The 1237-nt window shown below is 61.0% G+C and carries 2 protein-coding genes; both read left to right on the top strand.

Annotation, left to right across the window (positions count from 1 at the left end):
- The coding region (locus AC04MI_RS25295; RefSeq protein WP_476499060.1) for a DNA topoisomerase at positions 1-549 on the top strand (549 nt) is incomplete at its 5' end.
- On the top strand, positions 546-1237 hold a 692-nt coding region (locus tag AC04MI_RS25300; RefSeq protein WP_476499061.1), incomplete at its 3' end, for an EAL domain-containing protein. The genes AC04MI_RS25295 and AC04MI_RS25300, both read left to right, overlap by 4 nt.

Genomic DNA, 1237 nt, shown 5'->3' on the forward strand with positions numbered 1-1237 from the left:
GGTCTGGATCTGGCAAAGAAACGCACTGAGCCGCCCAAGCGTTTCACCGACTCCAGCCTGCTGGAGGCGATGTTGAATGTGCACAAGTTCGTTTCCGACCCGAAGGTGGTGGCGGTCTTCAAGAAGATGCGGGAGAGCTCGACGAGCGATGAAGACGTCGGCGGGCTGGGGACGCCAGCAACGCGGCAGTCTTTCACGCAGAAGTTGAATGCTTCCGGCCTGATCCGTATCGAGGCCCCCAAAGGCAAGGGCAAGGAAAGTGTCTACCATCCGGAGCCGGCTTCGCTGGCCCTGATGAAGAGCCTTCCTGCTGACCTGGGCAAGCCGGATACCACGGCGGTGTGGGAGACCGTGTTCGAGAGCATCGAGGCGGGCAAGACCAAGGTGGGTCAGTTCCTTGAAGTCCAGGGCAAGTGGATCGACAAGACGATCAGCGCCGTCGATACCTGCGAGCTCTCTCTGCCTGCAATCGTGAAGCCTGCTGCCGGTGGCCGCCGTAGCTCTTCCAGTGGTGGCCGTTCGTTCGGTAAGCGGCGCGCCCACGCATGAGTCCGCACGGCGCTTCGACAGGTGAGATCGCAGTGTTCTCGCGGATCACGCCGGCCTTTCTCCCCGTGGTGGCCGTAGAGGGCCATCGCGGGATGCCGGGCTATGTCGAGGCGTTGCTGCGGACATCGCATCCAGATGGCCATGGGGCCCTGATCAGGAGGGCGGAGGAAGATCGGACGATCTGGCTGCTTGATGTGGCGATGTTGTCGAAGGTCGCGAAGTTACTTCAGCAGACGCGACGTGACCTGCGAGTTGGCTTGAATGTCAGCGCGGTGACAGTGCAGGACAAGGCATCCACCTGGCTCACGAAGTTGGCTGACGCTGGGCGTGGTGTCGCCAGCAGAGTGGTAGTGGAGCTGACGGAAACAGCGGTCCAGATCGATCCCGAGAGGACCGTCCATTTCGTTGACCAATGTCGTGCACTGGGCGCTTCGGTGGCGGTCGACGACTACGACAGCGATCGATTCGATGACGACTTGGTGTATCGGTTGAGGCCGGACTACATCAAGGTCGGTAACGGGTGGAAGCCTGGTTGTCAGCAAGATACGGGTGATCGGTTGGCGCGTTCTCTCGCCAGGATCGCAGCAATGGGTGTCAGTGAGGTCGTGGTGGAGTGGATCGATTCCGAGTGGCGCAAGTTGGTTGCCGAGTCGTTCGGGGTGAGCCATCTGCAGGGAACCTACTTTGG

The organism is Acidovorax sp. LjRoot204, assembly GCF_056175785.1.